Source organism: Kaustia mangrovi (assembly GCF_015482775.1).
Taxonomy (GTDB): domain Bacteria; phylum Pseudomonadota; class Alphaproteobacteria; order Rhizobiales; family Im1; genus Kaustia; species Kaustia mangrovi.
The window spans coordinates 706,139-724,021 of the sequence record NZ_CP058214.1 but is presented as its reverse complement, the minus strand read 5'-3'; the positions used below and the strand labels follow the sequence as shown (position 1 = coordinate 724,021).

Sequence of the window (17,883 nt, the reverse complement as noted above, 5' to 3'; positions counted from 1 at the left end):
GGCACGCCCCATGAGCGAACAGACCGGCAAGAAGACCAGTGGCGCGGCCGCCGACGGCTTCGAGGTCGCCGGCTGGGTCGACCGGCTCGGCGGGTTCGTCTCGCGCCATCCCGGTTTGTGGATCCGGCTCGGCACCATGGAGACCAGGCTTGTCGGCGAGGCGATTGCCGATATCGGGATCGACCGGCCGATCTACATTGCGGGGCTTGCGCGCTCGGGCAGCACGATCCTGCTGGAGACGCTGGCGCGCCATGGCGATGTGGCGACCCACCGCTACCGCGACTATCCGATGCTGTTCACGCCCTATCTCTGGAACAGGTGGCTCGATCATGTCCCGACACGGACGGAGGAGCCCGCCGAGCGCACCCATGGCGACGGCATCGCGGTGACCTCCGACAGCCCGGAGGCGTTCGAGGAGATGCTGTGGATGGCGTTCTTTCCCGGGCTGCACGAGCCGGGGCACAGTGCCGTGCTCGACCGGACCGTGCGCAATCCGGCCTTCGAGACCTTCTATCGCGACCATCTCAGGAAGCTCCTCGCGGTGCGCGGCCGGCGCCGCTATGTGGCCAAGGGCAACTACAACGTCACCCGGCTCGGCTATCTGAAGACCATCGCGCCCGATGCCCGCTTTATCGTGCCGGTGCGCGATCCCGTCTGGCACATCGCCTCGCTCATGAAGCAGCACGAACTGTTCGTCACCGGCCAGCGCGGCAACGAGAAGGCCCGGCGCCATCTCGCACGCGTGGGCCATTTCGAGTTCGGCCTTGACCGGCGCGCGATCGATACCGGTGACGAGGCCGCTGTCGCCGATGTCGCCCGGCTCTGGAACAAGGGCGAGGAGGTGAGGGGATGGGCGCGCTACTGGGCGCTGGTCCACAATCATCTCGCCGATGTCCTGGAGGCCGACGGGGATTTGCGCGAGGCGACGCGTGTGGTGCGCTACGAGACGTTGTGCGAGGAGCCGCGGGAGACCATCGCATCGGTGCTGGCGCATTGCGGTCTCGAGGCGGACGACGGCTGGCTCGAGGCCGCGGCTCGTCCGATCCGGTTCCCCGGCTATTACAAACCCCGCTTCGACGAGGCGGCTCTCGCCATGATCGCGGAGGAGACCGGGGGGGCCGCGCGGCGTTTCGGGTACGGTGCGTATGAGGGGCATCTTGCGGCCGGTTGACCGGCAGCCCTGTTCTCAAGATCCGGCGGGACTTGCAGTCGCCTGTTCACGATTTCTGGTAGGCTTTTGAAACCCAAATGATTTTTTCCGGTCGATCAAATAAGGCACGAATTTGTCGCAATTTATGAGTGCACTCCGGTTTCCAAAGTGTTAATATGAAATTTACCGAGGGCGCTAGTCGAGTCTAACAAGACGGCCACAGAGCGCCCGGGTATTCCCCGTAAAAAGATGCGCCAGGTCCGGACCCGACTATAGATCGGTAAGGTAAAATGCATCGGTGGAAGCTGAAAGGCTCCACCGCCCGAGTGATGCTCGGCGCGGTGGTGGCAGGGGTTTCTGTTGCCTATTTGGCCACAGGACCATTACTGGGATCTGATCGTTTAGACAGCACGTCACGGTTTTCCGGACAAACGGAAACCAATTTCAATAATAATGGCGGCCGAAACGATTACCGCAACAGATCCAAAACCGGCGAAAAATCTTCAAATACAAAAAGCAGATCAGGCGGATGGACGACGATATTCGGGGTCCTGACGACCGGGTCGGTCGATGAGACCGCCGGTGTGGCCAGCGATTACAGTCTCGAGCGGTGTCTCCTGACCCGCGAGCAGCTGTCGCAGCTGGCGGAGTTCTCGATGCGCCAGTATCGCGACTATGAGTGGCGGTGTGGCGGCGCGTTGAGATTCAATGGCCCCGAAGTGAACCGTGAGGCCTCGTCCGGCCGTTCCGACGGAAACAACGGCAATAGCGGCAACAACGGAAACGGCACGAACGGGAACAACGGCAACGGCAACAACGGAAACGGCAACAACGGCAACAACGGAAACGGCAACAACGGCAACAACGGAAACGGCAACAACGGCAACAACGGAAACGGCAACAACGGCAACAACGGAAACGGTAACAACGGCAACAACGGAAACGGCAATAACGGGAACAACGGGACCGGCAATAACGGGAACAACGGGACCGGCAATAACGGCAACAACGGAACCGGCAACAACGGCAACAACGGGACCGGAAACAACGGCAACAACGGAACCGGCAACAACGGCAACAACGGGACCGGAAACAACGGCAACAACGGAACCGGCAATAACGGCAACAACGGGACCGGCAATAACGGGAACAACGGGACCGGCAACAACGGCAACAACGGGACCGGAAACAACGGCAACAACGGAAACGGCAACAACGGCAATAACGGCAACGGGAACAACAGCGACTGAGGCCGCGTGGCCTCGGCCCTGAATTCCCGGGGGAGCGGACGCCTGCGGGAGGTGGCTCGATGGCCGTCTCCCGCAGGCGGGTCGTTTCCGGACAGATCGATCTCTTCAGCCGTTTCTGGAGCCGTAAAGATGAAACCGACCGCTTCCGTTGAGAGGGGCGTCGCGCTGGGTGCGCACGCCGACAGCAATCCGCCCGGGGCACAGGCCCGACAGGCCGACATCGAGGTTCGAAGGCCGCAATCGGCGACCGTGACCTGGATCAACTGGACGGCGCTTGCGAGTCTGTTCGCCACCGTCGTCGCCCTGCGCCGCTTCGAGATCTCCGACCCGGTCGACCGGACGCTGATCGTCATGGCGGCGATCGCCGTTCCCGTCATCGTTCTGGAGGGGCTCTACTTCAAGCGTTTCGCTGGCATGGCCTATCGGCGCGATGCCTTCTCCACCAGACTCAAGAGGGTCGTCGTCAAGCTCATCGGGCTGGCGGCCACATTCGGCCTGATGGTGGCCACCTACTGGGTGTTTCCCTATTTCGCCAACGGCTCGTCCTATCTGGTCTACGACCTCCTGGGGCGTGTCTGGGTTCCCATCGTCGTGCTTGCGCCGGCCTATTTCTGGTATGTCGACGGGCTCATGGACGATCCGGAGGACGACTATCATGCCGCCGGCATGTTCGTGCTCGGCATCCTGCCCGACGGGGAGCGTGCGAAGCTCGGCAATCATTTGCGCGCCAGCTTCATGAAGATCTTCTTCTACCAGTACATATTGTCGGTCGCGGTCGCGCATCTGACGGGCATCGTCAGCTACGATCCGGTGGCAACCGTCTCGGCCGAGCCCTTTGGCTTCATGAACCTGTTCATCGATACGGTCTGGTTCGTGGATGTGGCCTTTTCCTGCACCGGATATTTCCTCACCCTGAGGCTGTTCGATTCCCACATCCGCTCGACCGACCCGACGGTGCTTGGCTGGCTCGTCTGCCTCATTTGCTACGGCACGTTCTACGGGATGCTGTCGGAGAGTTTCCTGCCCTATGAGGACGGGGTCTATTGGGGCCACTGGCTGGCCGCCACACCGGTCCTGAAGGCGCTGTGGGCCATTCCCATCATCGTGCTGCTCACGACCTATGCGCTCGGCACGGTGCAGTTCGGCATCCGGTTCTCGAACCTGACCCATCGCGGGATCATCACCAACGGACCGTTCCGCTTCACCAAGCATCCGCAATATGTGTCGAAGAACATTGCCTGGTGGCTGATATCGGTACCGTTCATCACCATCGGGACACCGGAGGATGCCATCCGCCACTGCCTCATGCTGGCGGGCTTCAACGTCATCTTCTACTACCGGGCGAAGACGGAGGAGCGGCATCTCTCGCGCGATCCGGTCTACCGGGAGTATGCGGCGTGGATCGCCCAGCACGGCGTCATCGCCCGCATGAAGCGGGCGGTCGGCCTGCCCACGCCGCCATACCGCGTTCCTCTGACGGTTCCCGACTCATCCGCCGGTGCGGAGATGGGCGGCAGGCGCGATGAGCGACGCATGCATTAGGGTCTGCCGCCGACCGCGGCGAAGGGGGCGGACTGGAGGACGACACGGCGAAGGCGCCGGGGATCGTGAGAGGTGACGGTGACCCGGACTTGTTCCGGCGATCGCAGACACGTCTCCGCGCGGTCTCCATGGCGACAACGGATCATAACAAGCCTACGCCGGGCGGATGGCCTTGTATCGAGAGGGTCCATCCGCGGTCACTTGGCGCGTGGATCGATGTGGGTGTATTGCGGCCCCGAGCGACCACGCGCTCTTTTTTGGTGGCCGCCGGCGCTTTCATCCGCGCGCCATTCGCAATAGAATGCGCAAGGGACGCTCCAGCTCAAGGGAACCAGCGCGCATGCGCCTGACCAAGCAGACAAGCTATGCTTTACGGATCCTGATGCATTGCGCGATGCATCCGGACGGCAACATCAAGGCGGCGGAGATCGCCAAGACCTACCAGATCACCGAGGCGAACGTCTTCAAGGCGGTTCAGATCCTCGTGCGCGGCGGCATGCTGGAGACGGTGCGCGGACCCGCCGGGGGCCTGCGGCTCGCGCGGCCTGCCTCCGAGATCCGGATCGGCGATCTCGTGCGCATCACCGAGGATGCCCATATCCGCGCGGAGTGCTTCGGCAAGGTGGAGACGGACTGCCCGATCCAGACGGCGACGCCGATCAACCAGATGTTCGACCACGCCTTCGATGCCTTCATCGAGGTGCTCGACAGGCATACGCTGCAGGACTTCATCGACGCCCGGCCGGGCCTCCTAAAGCGTGAGGCCGGCGGCAGCGGATTCCCCTTCGTCCGCGCCGGCGGCAGCGACGACTGGCTGGCCCGCGACTCCTGAGTCGACGGGTGCTGCGCCGGCCCTCGCGACCATGCGTCAGGGAGCGGCGCCCACCGAATGGGGCAGGGCGAAGGGGCGCGTGCCTTCAGGCACGTGGTTGAGCGTCAGCCCCACCTTGAACACGGACCGCACGATCTCGGTCGTCAGCACGTCCGCCGGCGGCCCATCGGCGACGATCCGGCCGTCCGCCATCACGATCAGCCGATCCGCATAGAGGCTCGCGAGGTTGATGTCGTGCAGGATCGCGACGGCGCCGAGCCCGCCGCGCGCGGCCTCGCGGGCGAGATCGAGCGTCGCCATCTGGTGATTGAGGTCGAGGCTCGAGATCGGCTCGTCGAGGAACAGGTACTGTTGTGTCCCGTCGCTTCGCCCGGCATCGAGCTGGCAGAAGACGCGGGCGATCTGCACGCGCTGTTGCTCGCCGCCGGAGAGATGCTGGTAGAAGCGGCCGGCATGGGTGTCGAGGCCGACGCGCCGGAGCGCCTCCATGGGCAGCCTGTCGCGCAGGGCCGGCGGCAGCGACGAGCCCCCCGCCATGAGCCCGAGCGCGGCCACCTCGTAGACGGTGAACGGAAAGGCCAGATGGCTTGCCTGCGGCAGCACGGCGCGGCGTCTGGCGAGCCTGTCGCGCGGCCACTCGTCAAGGGGCGTGCCATCGAGTTGCACGGTGCCGCAATCGGGCGCGATCTCGCCGGTGAGCACCTTGAAGAGCGTCGACTTGCCGGCGCCGTTCGGGCCGACCACGACGGTAAAGGTGCCGGGCCCGAGCGAGAGCGTCATGGGCGAGAGGACCTGCCGGCCTCCGAGCGTTACGGAAATGTCGCGGGCATCCAGCATCGGGTCACACATCCAGAAGGGCACGCTGGCGCAGGAGCAGCCAGAGGAAGAACGGCGCGCCGAGAATCGCCGTGACGATGCCGATGGGCAGCTCGGCGGGCGCGACCACGGTGCGCGCGACCATGTCGGCCCCGACCAGGAGCGCTGCGCCGAGCAATGCGCTCGCAAGCAGCAGGTTGCGGTGGCGCGGGCCGATGACCAGCCGGAGGAGATGCGGCACCACGATCCCGATGAAGCCGATGGGGCCGGCGGCGGCGACCGCGCCGCCGACCGCCAGCGCCACGAGTCCGATGGCCACGCGCTTCAGGATCTGAACCTCCACGCCCAGATGCCCGGCCTCCGCCTCGCCGAGCAGCAGTCCGTCGAGCCGGTCGCCGAGATAGGGAATGGCGAGCAGCGCGGCCAGGATGAAGGGTGCGGTGAGGACGGCCTTCTGCAGCGTGCCGCCGGCGAGGCTGCCGAGGCTCCAGAAGGTGAAGTCGCGTAGTTGCTGGTCGTCGCTGGCATAGATCGCGAGCCCGGTGAGCGCGCCCGACAGGGCGCCGAGCGCGATGCCGGCGAGCAGCATCGTCGCCACCGAGGTGCGCCCGTTGCGCGTCGCGATCCGGTAGAGCGCGATGGTGGTGGCAAGCCCGCCGGCGAAGGCCGCCGCCGGCAGCATGAAGGGCTGGGGCAGCACGGCAAAGGCGGAGGGCAGGAGGCCGCCCGCCACGATGATCATGACGGCGGCGAGTGCCGCGCCCGACGACACGCCCACAAGGGCCGGGTCGGCGAGGGGGTTGCGGAACAGCCCCTGCATCACGACGCCGGACATGGCCAGCCCCGCCCCGACGAGAAGCCCCAGCAGGGTGCGCGGCAGGCGGATCTCCATGACGATGACATTGGCGAGCGTCCCGGCCGTGTCCGCGCCCGACAGGCTGGCCATCAGCGCGCGAGCCGCGGTGCCGGGCGTGAAGCCCGTGGCGCCGACAGCGAGCGAGAGAAACCCCGTGACGGCGACCAGCACGGCGAGCGCCGCGACGACGAGCCGGGCCCGTGCGCGCCGGTCGCCGGAGCGGGCGCTTCGGACGTCGGCGGGAAGTGTGGCGTCTGCGGTCGTCATTGCGTCTCGGCGGCGGCCCATGGCCGTTCGGGCAGGGGCGCGATGCCGCTTTCGGGATAGAGCGCGCGGGCGAGCGCGTCGGCGGCCTGCGGCGTGCGCGGACCGAAGCCCAGCAGGAACAGCCCGTCCATGACGACCAGCCGCTTTTCCTTGCCTGCCGGCGTCTGGGCGACGGCGGGGTGGGAGAGGATGCCGTCGGCGGATGCCGAATGATCGCCGCGCGACATCATGACGATGGCGTCGGGCGCGGCCGCGATGAGCGCCTCGTTGCTGATCGGCTTGTAGCCGGAGATGTCGCCGACGGCGTTATGCCCGCCGGCAAGCCGGATGATCGCGTCCGCGCCGGTCTGCTTGCCGGCGACGAGGAGGCGGCCGCCCTGGGCGGAGAGGATGAACAGCACCTTGCGCGGCGCGTCGATCTTGCCGGTCTCCTTGTCGAGGGCCGCGAAGTCGGCCTTCACCTTCGCGGCGAGGTCGCCGGCGTCGTCCTCCCGGTCCATGATCTCGCCGACCGCGGCGATCTTCTCGAGCACGCCCTCGGGGCTCGGCGTGTCGGGCACGGTGAGGAAGGGCACGGAGGCGGCCTTGAGCTGGTCGATGGCCTCCGCCGGGCCCGAATCGGGCTCCGCGACAATCAGTCCGGGCTCGGTCGCGAGCACGCCCTCCGCGGAGAGGGCGCGCATATAGCCGACATTCGGGTTCTCCTCGAGCGCTTCCGGGGGATAGAGGCTCGTCGTGTCCACGGCGACGATCCGGTCCTGAAGCCCGAGGGCGTAGAGGATCTCCGTGATGGAGCCGCCGATGGAGACGACCCGTGCGCGGTCCTTCTCGGTCAGCGTGTCGGCGGTCGTGTCCTTGGCCGCGGCGGCCGGGACGGCGGCAATGAAGGCTGCGGCGAGAAGCGGCGCGAGCCCTGGGAGGCGGAGTAGTGTCTTCATGGCGGGGTCGGTCCTTGCGGGGCGGGCCATACCTGATGGGTCTGGCCCGAATAGGTCCAGGTGGCGTCCGGCGCGGGGGCCGCGACGTCATTTGTTGAGCACGAGCTTGCCCTGGCGCGTGACACGGAGGATGTAGCTCTCCCCCTCGTGCAGGATGATCGCGGACCGGCTGCCGCCGAGAATGTCCTGCGAGGCGAGAACGGGCTTGTCCGATGCGGTTCCGGCGGTGGCGGAAGCCGCGTCCGCCGGGCGGTCTGGTGTCTTGTCGGTCATGGCTCCTGAGGGATCCGGTTGCTGGCTCGCGGTCATTTGTTCAATTGTTGACTTCTATAGTCAAGATACCATACAAGGCAATCAGCTTTTCGGACAGCCGGTCTCGGGCGGTGCGCATGCGCGTCGCAAGGGGGCAGGGCGGTCCGGTCGGAGCAAGCAAAAGACCCTTCCCGGTCGAGTAGCCAGCGCGTTCAGGGGGCTTGGTTTCTCATTCGATCGGGAGGCGACATGTCTCGTTTCACCGCATCCTTCGGACGGATGCTCATGAGTGGTGTGGCATTAACAGCCTTGTCGGCGGCGGCCTTCGCCGACAGTCCGCGTCAGGACAATCTCGTCCTCGACGAGGTGACGGTTGTACCCAACAAGGTCGAGCAGGCGCCCATCGACACGCCGGCCTCCGTTAGCGTGATCGATTCCCGGGAGATCGACCGTCTCCAGCCGGATACGCTTGCCGACATGTTTGAGGCCATGCCGGGCGTGACGGTCTCCCAGAACGGCGACATGCCAGGCGGCGGCATCAATATCCGCGGGCTCGAGAATTTCGGTCGCGTGGCGGTCATCCTCGACGGGGCGCGCAACAACTTCCAGATGTCCACCCACGCGACCGACAACAGGCTGTTCATCGAGCCGGAGCTGCTGGAGGCGGTGACCGTGGTGCGCGGCCCTGTGGCCAATGTCTACGGATCGGGCGCGATCGGCGGCGTGGTGGTGTTCGAGACGAAGGACGCCCGCGACATCCTGCTGCCGGGCGAGTCGGCGGCGGGCATCGTCAAGTCCGGCTACGAGACCAATGGCGACGGCTGGTTCCTGAGCGGCACCGGCGCCATGAGCTATGGCGACGATTTCGACATGATCGCCAATCTGGTCTACCGCGACCGGGGGGACTACAAGGACGGCAGCGGCGACAGGGTGGACGATACCGGCTTCGACGTGCTGGCCGGATACGCCAAGACGACATGGCGGCCGGCGGACGGCCACGAGATCAAGCTCGGCTATGTGGGCGACGAGACCAAGTGGACCGACGTGGTGGACGGCGGCACGGCACAGGACAGCCGGATGACGCAGAACACCGGGACGCTGCGCTACACCTACAAGGACCCGACGAGCGATCTCTGGGACCTGTCGGCCACGGGCTACATCACCCGGACGGATCTCGACCAGACGGAGGTCGAGGATTCCAGCATGAAGCGCTCCTTCGAGATCGTCACCATCGGCACCGACGTCTTCAACACCTCGCGCTTCGACACCGGCAGCCTCGGCCATACGGTGACCTACGGGTTCGACTACTTCCACGACGACGTGACCACGACGGACGAGTTCGGCACCGCCGACCTCTTCACGCCGGGCGGCAAGCGCGAGGCCTATGGCGCCTTCCTGCAGGACCAGGTGGCGGTCACGAGCTGGCTGGGGATCATCGGCGGGCTGCGCTATGACGGCTACCGGCTGAAGGGCAGGGAGGATGACGGCGACAAGGTCTCCTCCTCCGGCGACCGGCTCTCGCCGAAGGTGACCGTCTCGCTGACGCCGTTCGAGGAGACCGACCTCCTCGACGGTTTCGAGCTCTATGCCACCTATGCGGAGGGCTACCGGGCGCCGAGCGTGACGGAGACGCTGATCTCCGGCATGCATCCGTTCCCGCAATTCCCCTTCGTGCCCAATCCCAAGCTGAAGCCGGAGATCGGGCATACCTACGAGGTCGGCATCAACTACAGGGTCGACAACCTGTTCACGCCGGGCGACGGGCTGCGCATCAAGACGGCGATCTTCCAGAACGATGTGACCAACTTCATCGATCTGGTGGAGGACCCTTCCGTGCCCTGCACGCCGGGGCCGTTCGGCTGCTTGCCGGCCTACCAGTACCAGAATGTCGCGAAGGTCCGGATCAAGGGCTTCGAGTTCGAGAGCATGTACGATGCGGGCTTCATGTTCGCGGGGCTTTCGGGCCAGATCCTCAGGGGAAAGGACCGCGATACCCGCGAGTGGCTGAACTCCATCCCGCCGGATCAGATTAGCGGTCTTCTCGGCTTCCGGTTCCTTAACCGGGCTCTTGAGGTCGGCACCGAGATCACCGCGGTCGCCAAGCAGGACCGGGTCTCCGATCCGGATCTGGAGACGGGCGCGTTCACCCTTGTCGACCTGTTCGCGGGATATCAGTACAACGAGCAGCTGAGCTTCGATCTGCGTTTCAACAACATCCTGGACAAGACCTACAGGCCGTTCCTCGACCTGCAGAACATGCCCGGGTTCAACACCAAGATGTCGATGACGGTTCGCTTCTGACGCGAAGGAGGGCTTATGGCGACGATGTGTGGGCGGATGTGCGCAACTCTGCGGTCCGTCGGGGCGATGGGGCTGGCGGCCATTGCGATGGCCGGGCTGGCCCCGGCGGCCGGGGCGGCAGGTGACGGGACCATTGCGCTCGAGCTCAACCGCCTGGAGCAGCGCGACGACACCTGCCGCCTCACTCTCCTGTTCACCAATCGCCTCGACAGTGCGGTCGACACGCTGGAGATCGAGACGGTCCTGTTCGACCGCGAGAAGCGTGTGGAACGCTTCGTGGTGTTCAAGTCGCGTCCGCTCAAGCCCGGCAAGATCCGCGCCCAGCAGTTCGATCTTACCGGTTTGCGCTGCGACGGTGTCGGATCCGTGCTGGTCAACGACGTGACGGCCTGCAAGGCTGGCGACCTCGATGCCGCCGGCTGTCTCGCCCGCATCGCGCCGAGTACGCGCGGCGACGTACCCCTCGTCATTTCCGCCGATGACAGCGCATCGGCCGATAGTGGCAATCCGGAGACGGAGTGATGGAAGAAACCCTGTCGGACGCAGCGATCGGGCCCGTGCAGGCCGCACAGCCGGCCTCCTGGTGGGACAGCCTCGCCAGCCAGGCCGGCGGCTTCCTGGAGATGGGCGGGCCGGTGGTCGTGTTCCTCCTGTTCCTGTCGGTGCTCGCCCTTGCCGTCCTTGTGCTGAAGCTCAAGGACCTCCTGCCTTTGACGGAGGCCCGCAACCGCACGGTCGCGGAGGCGACCAGGGTGTGGATGGCGGGCCGGCCGGGCGAGGCGGCCACCATGCTCAAGACCGGCAAGGGACCGGTCGCCCATGTGGTCCGCGAGACCATGAACGGCGCGCTCGAGCAGCGCGCCGACGCCCTGGTGCGCGAGGACGCCGAACGCCTGGGCCAGGAGGTCATGACGGAGCTCCGGCGCTATCTGCGCGTGCTCGAGGCGGTCGCGCAGGTCGCCCCGCTGATCGGCCTGTTCGGCACCATTCTCGGTATGATCGAGGCGTTCCGCGTGCTTCAGGAGGCGGGCGCCCAGGTCGATCCGGCAGCGCTTGCCGGCGGCATCTGGGTCGCATTGCTGACCACTGCCGTCGGCCTGGCGATCGCCATTCCGGCCGTGTTCGCGCTGCATTGGTGCGAGAGCCGGATCGCGCGAACCCAGACGGCCATCGAGACGCTGACGACCCGCGTGCTCACCCACCCGCCGTTCGCCCGGCCCGCGGCGGGCAACGGCCATGACGAGCAGCCGGCGCACTATATCCGGCCGGTGACGGAGACGGCCCGTGCGTATTGAGGCCCAAACGCGCCGCAGGGCCGCGCCGAGCCTCACGCCTCTGATCGACGTGGTGTTCCTGCTGCTCCTGTTCTTCATGCTGGCCTCGACCTTCGCGCGTTTCGCGTCGGTCGACATCGCCATCGGGCAGGAGGGGGGCGGGGCGCCGTCGGACCGGCCGGCGGTCCTCGTCTCGGTGACGCAGGAGGGCGGCTATGCGGTGAACGGTACGGCGGTGGAGCTTGCAGCCCTTGCGCAGGCGCTTGCGGATGCGGCCGCCGAAGAGGAGGTGCGCATCATCGTCAAGCCGTCGGCCAGCGCCCGCGCACAGGACGTCCTGCAGGCCGTGGAGCGGGCCAAGGCCGCGGCGGTGGGGCCGGTGGTTCTGATCAATTGATGCGAGCGTCGAGGACAGCGTCGAGATGAAGTTGTCGAGCGGTCGCCGCCAGCATGAGCGCGACGACCTGATCCCCCTGATCAACGTGATCTTCCTCCTGCTGATCTTCTTCATGATCGCGGGCACGCTGTCCCATCGCCCGTCGGTGGAGGTCGCGTTCGTGGAGACGACGGTCAGCCCGGCGACACAGCCGCCGCAGGACACGCTGATCGTGACTGCCGACGGCACCGCCTATTACGAGGGAAGCCCGGTGGTGCCGGAGGCGCTGGAGAGTGTGCTCGCCGCCGATGAGACGCTTGACCGCGAGGCGCCGTTTCCGGTGATCGTCGACCGTGCGGTGACCATGTCGGCGCTGAAGCCGATCTCCGACGGGCTGAAGCGCTCAGGGCTCGCCAGGTTCCGGATCGTCACGCTCAACGGAAGGTCGTGATGCCGAGGCGGTTCGCAGAATGGGCGCTTGCGCTCGCCGTGGCCCTTGCGGTGCACGGTGGCGTTCTGGCTGTCATGGTCGGCTGGGCGAGCGACGAGCCCCGGCGCGAGCGCTCTGCGGGCGAGCAGAGCGTCGTCTGGGGCTCGCCGATGACGGTCTCCGCGGAGGAGACGGTGGTGTCCGACGACGAGGCGGAGGAGACAGTCGCGGAGACCGTGGCCGAGCCCGTCGACGCCACGACGACCGTCGAGGCGGAGGATGCCGAGGTCGAGCCGACCGAGGAGCCCCGGGAGGTCGAGACGGCCGCAGAGGCCGACGCGGTCGCGGAGGCGGAGGAGACGGCGGAGCGGCAGGCCGCTGCCGAGCCGGCCGAGACCCGGCCGGCCGAGGAGGTCGCCGAGGCGACCGCTGCACAGGGCGACACGACGGACCGGCCCGTCGCCGACGAGGCGATGGAGGACGCGGCCGAGCCGGTGCAGGCCGAGGCTGCCGCCGACCCTGCGCAGCGCAGCGAGGCCGAGCACGTCGAGGTCGCGCGCGCCGCCGACCCCGCTAAGCGGGAGGCGCTTGAACCGTCGCAGTCGGACCCGCTTGCCGTTCCCAGGGCCAAGCCGCAGGATCTGGCGAGCGAAGCACTCAAGCGCCGCAAGGACAAGGAACGCCGCGAGGCCGCCGCGCGCCGGAGGGCAGAGGAAGCCCGCAAGGCCCGCAACCAGAAGCGCAGCGCGGCCGTCAATGCCACGGCCGGGCAGGCCAAGGGCTCCGGCGGGCGCCGCGAGGCCGATGGCGGGCAAGCCGATGCCTCCAACTATGCCGGGCGGGTGCTCGCCCATCTCCAGCGCCACAAGCGCTATCCCTCGAGCGCGGCGCGCCGGCGCCTGTCGGGCGTGGTCACGATCCGGTTCTCGATCGATGCGTCGGGCCGCCTGCGCGGCGTCAGCCTGCGCGGCAGTTCCGGCGAGCAGGTGCTCGACAAGGCGGCGCTCGCCATGGTCCGCCGGGCGAACCCGTTTCCGCGGATTCCGGGCGGGCTCGGCCGCAACGCGATGAGCTTCACCGTTCCGGTCAGGTTCAGACCCAGATAACAAGAGTGCAACACACAGGAGAACGATCCGATGTATATCGCCATGAACCGGTTCAAGGTCGCCAAGGGCTCGGAGGCCGATTTCGAGGAGGTCTGGAAGAGTCGCGACAGCCGGCTCCACGAGGTGCCGGGCTTTATCGAGTTCCATCTGCTCCGTGGTCCCGAGCACGACGACCACACGCTCTATTCCTCCCATACGCTGTGGGAGAACGAAGCGGCCTTCGAGGCGTGGACGAAGTCCGACGCCTTCCGTCGGGCCCATAGCGGCGCGGGCGAGCGCAAGACGCTCTATCTCGCCCATCCCGTCTTCGAGGGCTTCACGGTGGTGCAGACCGTCAAGCCGTGACCGCGGCCATTCGCTACAGTCGTCGAGGCGCCCCGGACGGTGGTCCGGGGCGCCTTTTCTTTTGCGTTGTCCCCGGTTGTTGTGCGGATGCGAAGCGTTTGTGAGCAAGTGCAAGAGGAAATTGGCCGATTTTATCTTGTTGGGTATAAGACGTTAGGCTTATTGACTTGAGTGTTTCCGAGTCTTCATGATGCGATGACATGGCGAGACGCGACTCGTCTTGACATGATGCGCGGCCGGACGGCCGGGCGGACGCCGGGTTGTGGCTCCGACATAGAAGAGATGCCCCCGGCCCATGACATTTCGGGCTCGACGCAAAGGGGGAGCCGATGTCTGCACAAGTCGTATGGCTTTTCATCTTCGTCATTCTGTACTGGTCTTACTGTATCTACTGGGGCGTGCGGGGCGCCCGGCTGTCGCACACGGCGAGCGATTACTTCATTGCGGGCCGCGGCCTGTCGCTGTGGGTGTTCGTGCTGGCCGCGACGGCGACATCGTTCTCCGGCTGGACCTTCATGGGGCATCCGGGGCTCATCTATCGTGACGGGTTCCAGTATGCCTATGCGTCGTTCTACGCGATCACCATCCCCTTCACGGGGGTGATGTTCCTCAAGCGTCAATGGATGCTCGGCAAGCGGTTCGGCTTCGTCACGCCGGGCGAGATGCTGGCGACCTATTTCCGCGGCGATACGATCAGGCTTCTGACGGTCGTCATCGCGCTGTGTTTCTCGGTGCCCTATCTCGGCGTGCAGCTCAGGGCGTCGGGTTTCCTGTTCAACGTCCTCACCCAGGGGCTGTTCTCCGTCGATGTGGGCATGTGGCTCCTGTCGGCCGTGGTGCTGATCTATGTGGCCTCCGGCGGCTTGCGCGCGGTGGCCTATGTGGACACGCTGCAATGCGTCCTGCTGGCCGTCGGTATCGTGGCGATCGGCATCATCGCGGTGTCCTATGTCGGCGGCTGGGACCGCCTCACCGAGGGGATCGCGGCACTCGCCCAATGGGACCCGGTCCGGACACCGGCCGGCTACAGCCACTATATCGCCGTGCCGGGCGTGATCCAGTTCGTCTCCAACGGACCGAGTGCGGAGGGCGGCGCGTGGACCGGCATGATGGTGTTGACCTACATGTTCGCGCTCATGGGCATCCAGTCCGCGCCAGCCTTCTCCATGTGGGCGTTCTCCAACAAGGACCCCGCGCCCTTCGCACCGCAGCAGGTCTGGGCGTCGTCCTTCGGCATCGGCCTGATCCTCATGGTGTTCACGGCGATGCAGGGCCTCGGCGGCCATTTCCTCGGGGCCGACAGGGCCTTCATGGAGGCGCATCCGGAGCTCGTGAACGACGTGTTCGGACCGATCCTCGGCAATCGCGACATCATGGATATGCCGGGCAAGCAGGGCTATATCGTGCCCGCGCTGATCGACCTTCTGGGCACGACGGCGCCGGTCCTCGTGGGTTTCCTCGCCGTCTGCGCGCTCGCGGCCATGCAGTCGACGGGCGCGGCCTACATGTCGACGGCGGGCGGAATGCTCACGCGCGATCTCCTGAAGCACTTCGTGCTGCCGGACGCCGATCACAGGACGCAGAAGCTGTGGGGGCGGATCGGCGTGGCGGTCATCGTGATCGCGGCGCTCATCGTCGCCACGACCTCGCAGGACGCCCTGGTGTTGCTGGGCGGCCTGGCGGTCGCCTTCGGCTTCCAGATGTGGCCGGCCCTGATCGCGGTGTGCTATGCGCCGTGGTTCACCCGGGCGGGCATCACCGTTGGCCTGTTCCTCGGCATTCTCGGCGTGATCTTCACCGAGAGCATCGGGCAGTCGGTCGCCGGGTGGTTCGGTGTCGAGCTTCCCTGGGGCCGCTGGCCATGGACGCTGCATTCCGCCTTCTGGGGCCTGTTCCTCAATCTGGGCGCGGCGATGCTCATTTCCGCGGTCACCCAGAATGCGGACGAGTTCCGGCACCGCATGACCTATCACGACTTCCTGCGCGAGCATTCCGCCGTCTCTCCGGAGAAGCAGAGGCTCGTGCCGGCGGCCTGGATCGCCGCGCTGGTGTGGTTCTTCTTCGCCATCGGGCCCGGCTGCGTGATCGGCAACACGATCTTCGGCAATCCGAACGCGCCGGAGACCTGGCTGTTCGGCATGCCGTCCATCTGGACATGGCAGATCCTGTGGTGGGCGCTCGGCGTCGTCATGATGTGGTTCCTGGCCTATCGCATGGAGATGTCGACCGTGCCGCGCAAGGAGGTCGAGGCACTCGTGGAGGATATCGGCGACGTGTCTGCGAGTGCGACAGGACGCGCTTGACGGGCCTTAAGGGGGCTCCGCGCGGAAGCCGCCCCGGGCCATCGATGCCCGGGGCGGTTCTGTCTCTTCCGGCCATGACGACGGGAGAAGCGAGGATTTCGGGACCATGACGGCGCAGACCTACTATCTCGTCACGACGGCGATCCTCGCCGTCGCCCTGTTCTTCCCGACGGCCCGGATCATTTGGGTCTTGAGCGTGCGCCGCCTGGAGCGGCGCGGCGGCGTGCGGCTCGACGAGCGCGAGCGGCAGGGGCAGCTTCGCCGGGCGCGGTTCATCGCCGCCTTTCTGGCCGTCGCGCTCGCGGCGCTCTTCAACTACCATCTGGTCTTTGGCAGCTCGGCACCGGGGCAGGCATGAGCGACGGGAAGAGCGGCATCACATGGCGCGAGGCGCATGCCGATCCCGTCTACCGGGTTCTGAAATGGATCGCCATCGCCGGCGTCGCCCTGTGGCTCGGCTATGAGGGTTACGACCATTTCGCCGAACGGGCGCCGGGCGACATGGCGTATCTGTCGGCGAACAACGCGTTCGAGGACGGCCGGTATGAGGACGCGGCTGAGGGCTATCGTGCCGCGCTGGCGAAGAACCCGGGGCATCTGCCGGCATTGCGTGGTCTTGCCAATAGCGACATTCAGCTCAAGCGGTATGGCGAGGCGCTCAAGACCGTCGAACAGGCCATGGCGCTCGATCCCGCCTTCGCCGGCCACTATGCCACGCGCGGTATCATCTACGACCGGACGGGGCGCTACGAGCGCGCGATGGCGGATTACGAGACGGCGCTCGAGCGCGACCCGGAACTTGCCGACGGGATGCACTGGCTCGACCGGTTCCTCTACAACATCCAGGAACCGCCGCCGACCATCGCCGACAGGCTGCGCTATCTGGAGCGGCAAATGGCGCTGCCGGAGGAGGAGAGGGTACTCTCCATTCCCGAGATCGACGATGCCCAGCGGCCCTATGAGCAATAGCGCGCACCGCGCCTGACCGGGGCTGTCTCAATGCACGGATCGGAGATCTGTCGGCTACTGCGATCCCCGCGTCACATCACATCCAGAATGTCGAAGAAGAGGAAGCGCAGGCAGAACAGCAGCGCGATGCAGCCGAACAACAGGTGAACCCAGGGGCGCTCGCCATCCTCGTCGCGATAGGTCAGCCCGTGCCAGGCGATGCCGGCCAGGACGATAACGGCAATCCAGTCGACGAGGTCTCCGCCCATGGGTCGCTCTTCCCCTCCGCGAGACTGCGCCGGCATGTTTCCCGGACCGGCGGCAAGCGCCCGCCATCTCTGCCCTCCTCACCGGTTCTGAGTATAGCATGGCGGGAGCATGCAGGTGTCGTAGTCTCCGAAGGTTCCCGCGCCAAGGCGCGCCGCGGCGATCAGCACGGCCAGGAACAGGACGATCCAGGCCGCATAGAGCGCGCCGCGGCGGCGCGCGTCGCGGTTCGGCGGGCGAGGATGCAGCCCGAAGGCGCGCGGATCGAGCGCGTGGCGGCGGTCGAGTTCAAGAACGTGCCTGGCGAAATGGCGCACCCATTGCGGCACGACGTCGTTGAACATGTAGGGGACGAAATAGCGCTCGATGGTCTTCTCCTCGCCCGCATGCCCGAACCAGCGCCGGTAGGCGATCTCGAAGACCCTGAACTCGCCGGTCTCCAGAAGCGATGCCGCCTTGAGAACCAGCATCACGTCGACGGGAATGGTGTCCTCGTCGAAAAAGCGCGGTGTGTCCGCATGGGCCATGAACCGCCTCCGTCATGGGCTGGGTCGAGGCCCCCCAATCCGGCTCCTGTCATAGCACGGCAAGGGAGGCGGGCGGCACGTCCCGTTGCGTGAAAGTTTTCCC

The 17,883-nt window shown here is 66.3% G+C and carries 20 protein-coding genes; 14 read left to right on the top strand and 6 right to left on the bottom strand.

Annotated elements, in window-relative coordinates; translation table 11 throughout:
* Positions 1-10 precede the first annotated feature (10 nt).
* The 4 genes from HW532_RS03440 (at position 11) to HW532_RS03425 (ending at position 4,774) form a co-directional block, all read left to right on the top strand.
* Positions 11-1,171: a sulfotransferase family protein gene (locus HW532_RS03440; protein WP_246479501.1), complete on the top strand. Its 1,161-nt coding sequence runs from the start codon at positions 11-13 to the stop codon at positions 1,169-1,171.
* Positions 1,172-1,440: 269 nt separating this feature from the next.
* Positions 1,441-2,400, top strand: a complete 960-nt coding sequence (locus HW532_RS03435; RefSeq protein WP_213163077.1) for a hypothetical protein — start codon at positions 1,441-1,443, stop codon at positions 2,398-2,400.
* Between the two features lie 129 nt (positions 2,401-2,529).
* A complete protein-coding gene (locus tag HW532_RS03430; RefSeq protein ID WP_213163076.1) occupies positions 2,530-3,942 on the top strand; it encodes a methyltransferase family protein in 1,413 nt (470 codons plus the stop codon).
* 340 nt (positions 3,943-4,282) lie between these two features.
* On the top strand, positions 4,283-4,774 hold the full coding sequence (locus tag HW532_RS03425) for an Rrf2 family transcriptional regulator (RefSeq protein WP_213163075.1): 492 nt from the start codon (positions 4,283-4,285) through the stop codon (positions 4,772-4,774).
* Positions 4,775-4,810: 36 nt separating this feature from the next.
* Here the strand turns inward: HW532_RS03425 and HW532_RS03420 are convergent, their stop codons facing one another.
* From HW532_RS03420 to HW532_RS03405, 4 genes are all read right to left on the bottom strand, one after another.
* The gene (locus HW532_RS03420; protein ID WP_213163074.1) at positions 4,811-5,611 is read right to left on the bottom strand and encodes a heme ABC transporter ATP-binding protein; all 801 of its coding nucleotides are present in this window, start codon (positions 5,609-5,611) and stop codon (positions 4,811-4,813) included.
* A gap of 4 nt (positions 5,612-5,615) precedes the next feature.
* Entirely contained in the window at positions 5,616-6,713 is a 1,098-nt protein-coding gene (locus HW532_RS03415) for a FecCD family ABC transporter permease (protein ID WP_246479493.1), read from the bottom strand.
* Positions 6,710-7,651: a heme/hemin ABC transporter substrate-binding protein gene (locus HW532_RS03410; protein WP_213163072.1), complete on the bottom strand. Its 942-nt coding sequence runs from the start codon at positions 7,649-7,651 to the stop codon at positions 6,710-6,712. Before HW532_RS03410 ends, HW532_RS03415 begins: the two co-directional genes overlap by 4 nt.
* A gap of 87 nt (positions 7,652-7,738) precedes the next feature.
* Positions 7,739-7,924, bottom strand: a complete 186-nt coding sequence (locus HW532_RS03405) for a hemin uptake protein HemP (RefSeq protein ID WP_213163071.1) — start codon at positions 7,922-7,924, stop codon at positions 7,739-7,741.
* A 228-nt stretch (positions 7,925-8,152) separates the two neighbouring features.
* Between HW532_RS03405 and HW532_RS03400 the strand changes: the two genes are divergently transcribed.
* The 10 genes from HW532_RS03400 (at position 8,153) to HW532_RS03355 (ending at position 17,007) form a co-directional block, all read left to right on the top strand.
* Positions 8,153-10,204: a TonB-dependent hemoglobin/transferrin/lactoferrin family receptor gene (locus HW532_RS03400; RefSeq protein WP_213163070.1), complete on the top strand. Its 2,052-nt coding sequence runs from the start codon at positions 8,153-8,155 to the stop codon at positions 10,202-10,204.
* Between the two features lie 36 nt (positions 10,205-10,240).
* Positions 10,241-10,726, top strand: a complete 486-nt coding sequence (locus HW532_RS03395; RefSeq protein WP_213163069.1) for a hypothetical protein — start codon at positions 10,241-10,243, stop codon at positions 10,724-10,726.
* On the top strand, positions 10,726-11,499 hold the full coding sequence (locus HW532_RS03390; protein ID WP_213163068.1) for a MotA/TolQ/ExbB proton channel family protein: 774 nt from the start codon (positions 10,726-10,728) through the stop codon (positions 11,497-11,499). Before HW532_RS03395 ends, HW532_RS03390 begins: the two co-directional genes overlap by 1 nt.
* Positions 11,489-11,875, top strand: a complete 387-nt coding sequence (locus HW532_RS03385; RefSeq protein WP_213163067.1) for an ExbD/TolR family protein — start codon at positions 11,489-11,491, stop codon at positions 11,873-11,875. Before HW532_RS03390 ends, HW532_RS03385 begins: the two co-directional genes overlap by 11 nt.
* 25 nt (positions 11,876-11,900) lie before the next feature.
* Positions 11,901-12,305: an ExbD/TolR family protein gene (locus tag HW532_RS03380; RefSeq protein WP_213163066.1), complete on the top strand. Its 405-nt coding sequence runs from the start codon at positions 11,901-11,903 to the stop codon at positions 12,303-12,305.
* Positions 12,305-13,390, top strand: coding sequence for a cell envelope integrity protein TolA (gene tolA / locus HW532_RS03375; RefSeq protein ID WP_213163065.1), 1,086 nt, complete (start codon positions 12,305-12,307; stop codon positions 13,388-13,390). The genes HW532_RS03380 and tolA overlap by 1 nt, the downstream gene beginning before the upstream one ends.
* Before the next feature lie 30 nt (positions 13,391-13,420).
* On the top strand, positions 13,421-13,735 hold the full coding sequence (gene hmuQ, locus HW532_RS03370; RefSeq protein WP_213163064.1) for a heme-degrading protein HmuQ: 315 nt from the start codon (positions 13,421-13,423) through the stop codon (positions 13,733-13,735).
* A gap of 329 nt (positions 13,736-14,064) precedes the next feature.
* On the top strand, positions 14,065-16,038 hold the full coding sequence (locus tag HW532_RS03365; RefSeq protein WP_213163063.1) for a sodium:solute symporter family protein: 1,974 nt from the start codon (positions 14,065-14,067) through the stop codon (positions 16,036-16,038).
* Between the two features lie 106 nt (positions 16,039-16,144).
* Complete coding sequence (locus HW532_RS03360) at positions 16,145-16,396, top strand: hypothetical protein (protein WP_213163062.1); 252 nt, start codon at positions 16,145-16,147, stop codon at positions 16,394-16,396.
* Positions 16,393-17,007 carry a tetratricopeptide repeat protein gene (locus HW532_RS03355; RefSeq protein WP_213163061.1) on the top strand — a complete coding sequence of 205 codons (615 nt, stop codon included), beginning with the start codon at positions 16,393-16,395 and terminating at the stop codon, positions 17,005-17,007. Before HW532_RS03360 ends, HW532_RS03355 begins: the two co-directional genes overlap by 4 nt.
* A 71-nt stretch (positions 17,008-17,078) precedes the next feature.
* Here HW532_RS03355 and HW532_RS03350 read toward each other — a convergent pair whose 3' ends face one another.
* A complete protein-coding gene (locus tag HW532_RS03350) occupies positions 17,079-17,255 on the bottom strand; it encodes a hypothetical protein (RefSeq protein WP_213163060.1) in 177 nt (58 codons plus the stop codon).
* 78 nt (positions 17,256-17,333) lie between these two features.
* A complete protein-coding gene (locus tag HW532_RS03345) occupies positions 17,334-17,780 on the bottom strand; it encodes a hypothetical protein (protein WP_213163059.1) in 447 nt (148 codons plus the stop codon).
* Positions 17,781-17,883 lie beyond the last annotated feature (103 nt).